Genomic DNA, 5,111 nt, shown 5'->3' on the forward strand with positions numbered 1-5,111 from the left:
GATATAATGGAAAAGTATTTGCAGATGCTCAATTTACTAATTTAGATTTACAAGTAGAATTTAAAGATAGTGAAACTGAAATAGATATGATGCCACTTTTACTTAAAACTGGATTTGATTATCTATGGAAAGTAAGAGTAATGTCTTATGTAAGTGTAAAATACTTAATTAATGGAATTGAATACGAACACAGTGGTTGTTTATATTTAGATGAAGTATTAGTTGAAACTTTTAAAATATTAAAGCTTGAAGGGGCAACTAATAACAAAGTAAATATAAATATAGAATATTGTTTATAAGAAGTCGCTAATTAATTTAGTGGCTTTTTTATTATAAAAATTTAACAACAGGAAGGAATGATTTTAATGGCACAAGTAACAATAGTCCCAGACGTTTATGCGTCAATGGTAACTGAAAAAGTAAAAGGTATGATTAAGATATCAACATTAGCAAAAGATTTAGGAGATTTACAAGGAAGTAAAGGTGATACAATCACTTTTCCAATGTTCAAGACACTTTCAGATGCGGTTTTAATGGCAAAAGGGGTAGCACTAACACCAGAAGAATTAAGCCAAACAAGTTCTGGAAAGAAAATTGTTCAATATGGTAAAGGTGTAAGAGTTTATGACATGGATTCATTGACAGCTTTAGGTCAATGGGTTGAAAATGGAATTTCTCAACAAGCTAGAATTATGGCTCATGCGTTAGATAATGAAATGGTTAAAGATATTGATGCAAATGCAATATTAAAAGTTTCAACAGCAAACGCAAAGGCTATAACTGATGATGAATTAATGGAGGGATTTTCCAGATTTGGAGATGAACAAGATAATACAGATTTTGCAGGAATTGTAACTCATTCAATGTTAGCAGGTCAATACTACAAAATGGATTCATTTATTAAAACTACTTCAACTACAGCTAATGCACAAAATGGAAGAGTTATAAATGGTTGTATCGGATATTACAGAGGAACAATTCCAGTTATGCTATCAGATATCAACACATTTGATACAACATTGAATGAATGTAAAACTTACATAATCAAGAATGATGCTTTAGGTATTATGCCTAAAAGAGATGTTCTTGTTGAACCAGATAGAAAAGCAGACTTAAAAGCTACTGATATTTTTGCAGATTACATTTTTGCAGTGGGCTTAATAATGAAAGATGGCGTTTGTATATTAAGAAAGACTATAGTTTAATATTTTTTAAGTGAGATTGAATTTTAATTTCACTTAACAGGGGTTAGGGATATATTAATTGTCCCTAACTTCTCATTTTTTACTTACCTAAAGTAATAAAAATTAATAGAAATAAGGAGGTTTAATCAAAATGACTATCAGAGAACGTATAAGAATGACTAGAGTAATATACAACATTACTCAAAAAGATGTTGCAGATTTTTTGGGACTTAGTAAACAGTACATTACTCAAATAGAAACAAATAAGCTTACTGCTACCTATGACCGAATGGAACAAATTTTAAATGCTGTTTATAGTGTTGGAGAACTTAAAAAACAGGGAAGATTAAAAGAGGTGCTAGAAGAATTAAAAAAGGCTAATGAAAAGAATAAAAGTAAAACAGAATAGGAGGAATACATATGGCTAAAGAAAGAAGTCCTCAAAGTGATTTAAATAAAAAATTAGAATCAATGTTAAGTAATGCAAAGCTTAGGCATTTTGTAAGATGGTTTACAGACGGACAAGATGAAAGTAAATGGGAACAATTATCTAAAAATTATTTTAATAATATTTCATTAGATAAAGCTAAAGAATTATATCTGGAAAAAAAAGATGTACAGGATGCTATATTATATGTTACTAAGTTTCAAAAAGATTTAAATTTAGTAAAAATATATAATTCCATGATGAAAAAAGCAATGGAAGGTGATGTAAATAGTGCGACTTGGGTAATTAAATTTTCTGAATCTGCTTTTTTTGATGGTGATAAAGAAGACAAATTTAAGAAATTAACAGATAAATTGAAAACGAAATTTGAGGATAATGAAGATGAATAATGAAGAAAAATTTATAAAGGTTTGGAATGACCCTGCATTATTTTCTTATAATTTCATGGAGATTCAAGATAAAAATGATGAATTAGTACCATTTAGATTTAATAAATTACAAAGAGATTTTATGGAGAATATGTCTAGATATAATATAATTCTAAAATCAAGACAACTTGGTTTTTCTGTTATGATTTGTGCTTATGCTATATGGTTATCAATAACAACTCCTAACTCAAATTGCTTAATGCTTTCGTATAACGATGATAGTAAAAGAGCAATATTTGCGAAGCTTAAACAAATATACAAGAGTATTCCAGAAGAAATTAGACCTAAATTATTGAGGAATAATAGAGCAGAACTACAATTAGAAAACGGTAGTATTATTTCATGTTCACCTATGGGAAATGTAGATAAAGGTAGAGGAAATACTTGTTCTCTAATTTGGATATCTGAATTTGCGTTTGTTAAATCTGATGTAGCAGAAAAACAAATATTATCATTAGAACAGGCTTTAAATAGTAAAGGTCAACTAATAATTGAGACAACAGCCAATGGACTTAATTTCTTTCACAATATGTACATAAAATCCAAAAGGAAAGAAAATTTTTATAAGGCTTTCTTTTATAACTATGTAGATGGTTCTCAAATGTTCACAGAGCAGTACGAAGAAGCTAAAAATACATGGAAAAACTTACATAATAATATTCCATTTGGTGAAAAGGATTTAAATGATGATGAAAAGGAATTATTAAAAAATTATCCTAAAATGAAAATTGATATGTTATGTTGGCGTAGATTGAAGATTGAAAACAGTTCTGAAGATAAATTTAATCAAGAATATCCAATCACCGATGATGTTGCGTTTATCAGCACAGGTGCTTCAGTATTTGATAATAAAAGAGTAAGCACAGTATTACAAAGCATATTACTAAATAAAACTAAATATTTGAAGAAATCAGAAATTGAAGATTTGCCACAAGAATTAGAAAAATTCTATGGACGGTCTTTTTTTATGTACAAAACTCCAATTCCAAAAGCCAAATATTATACAGGAGTAGACACAGCAGAAGGAACAAAACGAGATAATTCAGCTTGTATTGTTTTAAATGAAGCAGGGGAAGAAGTTGCAATGTTTAAAAATAATGCAATAAAACCTTGGCAATTTGCCGAATTTGTAAATGTATTAGGCAGATATTATAACAAATCCTACCTTATCGTTGAAAAAGCTTCTGGAGGTCATAGTGTCATAGAAAAACTCAGACTAGAGAAACAATATTTAAATATGCACAAGTATCGTTCATATGATGAATTTAACAAAATTGTATATAATATTGGGTTTTCTACTAATAGTAAAACAAAATCACTTATTATCAATGATTTAAGAGAAATGTTTGAAAAGGGACAACTATTATTACATAGTAGTGATATTTTAGAGGAAATGAAAGTATTTGAAATAAATGACAATGGCTCAATGGGAGCGATGTCAGGATATACAGACGATTTATGTATAAGCCTTGCATTAGCCATAGTTGGTCTTAAAAGTCATGTATATTATGATTGGTAAATTAAAATTTAAAATTAAAGGAGAGAAATATATGGTACAAAACTACTATTCATTAGTAAGAAAAGTTAAAGATTTAAGAAGGAATTATAAGAATTTAACACTTGACCAGAAGCTAGATTTATTGTCATTAGAATTAAAACTAGAAGCCAAGTGTCTTTCAGCTAGTGATTGTCATACTAAGGCAGAAAAACAAGCTTTAAAAAGTAAAAAATTAGAAATAAGAAAGCATAACGAGAATAACCAAGTTCAAAGTAAATAACTATATTATTAATGAGAATGAAATTCTATATCGTTATCGTCCAAGCCTTGAAAATAGGCGAAGGAGGTCAAATTGCACATAAAAAATACTAATTAAAAGTGGTTCTATGCTAGTTGTAGAGCCACTTTTGACGATGAATAAACGATATTAAATTAAACAAAAATACATGACTTGAGAGGAAGAGATTTAAATGGAATTAACAATCGAACAAAGAGAAGAATACAACGAATATCACAGAAATTACAGGAAGAATAATCCTGAGAAATTTAAAAAATATCGAGAAGATAGGAAAGACTATCAACACAATTATTATATTCAGAATTATGAAAACATTAGATTGCAACAAAAAGGATATAGAGATAATAACTTAAAATTTGATGCAGTTTATTTCTTTATGTTTAATGAAGAAATATCGTACATAGGAAGTTCAGCGAGATTTAAAGAAAGAATGTCAGCACATTGTTGTGGGGATAGTAATTTAAAAATGTCGGCTGAAGAAATGGTTCAAGCTAAATTATTAAATAAAATATTGTATAAAGATTTCAATGAATATAATTTAAACCGAGCCGACCTATATTTTATAGAGCAATATGAAAAAGACCGTAATTGTAATAATGAAATATTAGGTAAAAATAATAAAGTACCTTATAAAGAAGAAAATTTAAGTAGAAGTAAAGAAGAACTAATTAAAATTGCTAATGAAATAGAGTTTAAAGAATTTGATAAATTAGATAGATATTTAAATTAAAAAAATAGTATTAAGGAGAGATTTGGATATGAAAAAAGAATGTAATGTAACAGGAATAAAAAATGGCGAAAAATTTAATTTTAGGTTTACGTTTGATGAATCAGATTATTTAGAAAAATTGTGTGAGGAATTAAATAAAAATAATGTAATGATGGAAGATTGTATTAAATTATTTATAAATGAAAGAAAGTAGGAGGAATAGACTATGCAAATTTTATTAAGTGAACAAGAATATAAAGAAATTGAAAATAAATTAAAAGAAGCAGAACATTATAAGGAATTATTTAGAGAGGTTCAAGATGAATTAAGAAATGCTTATTTAGTTACTTGTCATAAAGAACCTTTGTTAAAGAAAATTGAAGTAGTAAATATTAAAGAAAATTATGATGCTTTAGAATCTATTGCGATTAATTATGCGTTTAATGGAGCAGAAAAAGAAGCTATAAAAAAATATATAAATGGAAAGGGAAAGTGGGTTTTCTAATGATACAAGTAGTTGAAGGTAAAGAATACAAAGAATATATA

At 27.6% G+C, this 5,111-nt stretch carries 9 protein-coding genes; all 9 read left to right on the forward strand.

What is annotated here, in order from left to right:
* Positions 1-299, forward strand: a 299-nt coding sequence (locus CLPUN_RS27470) for a hypothetical protein (protein ID WP_158078698.1), incomplete at its 5' end; no start/stop codon positions are given.
* A 66-nt stretch (positions 300-365) separates the two neighbouring features.
* Complete coding sequence (locus CLPUN_RS04005) at positions 366-1,205, forward strand: hypothetical protein (protein WP_077846089.1); 840 nt, start codon at positions 366-368, stop codon at positions 1,203-1,205.
* A 130-nt stretch (positions 1,206-1,335) separates the two neighbouring features.
* Positions 1,336-1,593 (forward strand): helix-turn-helix domain-containing protein, encoded by a 258-nt coding sequence (locus tag CLPUN_RS04010; protein WP_077846090.1) that lies wholly within the window; start codon positions 1,336-1,338, stop codon positions 1,591-1,593.
* 11 nt (positions 1,594-1,604) lie between these two features.
* Positions 1,605-2,021: a hypothetical protein gene (locus CLPUN_RS04015; RefSeq protein ID WP_077846091.1), complete on the forward strand. Its 417-nt coding sequence runs from the start codon at positions 1,605-1,607 to the stop codon at positions 2,019-2,021.
* Positions 2,014-3,579 (forward strand): terminase large subunit domain-containing protein, encoded by a 1,566-nt coding sequence (locus tag CLPUN_RS04020; protein ID WP_077846092.1) that lies wholly within the window; start codon positions 2,014-2,016, stop codon positions 3,577-3,579. Before CLPUN_RS04015 ends, CLPUN_RS04020 begins: the two co-directional genes overlap by 8 nt.
* A 31-nt stretch (positions 3,580-3,610) precedes the next feature.
* A complete protein-coding gene (locus CLPUN_RS04025) occupies positions 3,611-3,838 on the forward strand; it encodes a hypothetical protein (protein ID WP_143328972.1) in 228 nt (75 codons plus the stop codon).
* 190 nt (positions 3,839-4,028) lie between these two features.
* Positions 4,029-4,586 carry a hypothetical protein gene (locus tag CLPUN_RS04030; protein WP_077846094.1) on the forward strand — a complete coding sequence of 186 codons (558 nt, stop codon included), beginning with the start codon at positions 4,029-4,031 and terminating at the stop codon, positions 4,584-4,586.
* Positions 4,587-4,614: 28 nt separating this feature from the next.
* On the forward strand, positions 4,615-4,779 hold the full coding sequence (locus tag CLPUN_RS27475; RefSeq protein ID WP_158078699.1) for a hypothetical protein: 165 nt from the start codon (positions 4,615-4,617) through the stop codon (positions 4,777-4,779).
* A 12-nt stretch (positions 4,780-4,791) separates the two neighbouring features.
* Positions 4,792-5,070: a hypothetical protein gene (locus CLPUN_RS04035; RefSeq protein ID WP_077846095.1), complete on the forward strand. Its 279-nt coding sequence runs from the start codon at positions 4,792-4,794 to the stop codon at positions 5,068-5,070.
* The last annotated feature ends 41 nt before the right edge of the window (positions 5,071-5,111 follow it).

Origin of the sequence: Clostridium puniceum (assembly GCF_002006345.1) — a bacterium.
Classification (GTDB): domain Bacteria; phylum Bacillota; class Clostridia; order Clostridiales; family Clostridiaceae; genus Clostridium; species Clostridium puniceum.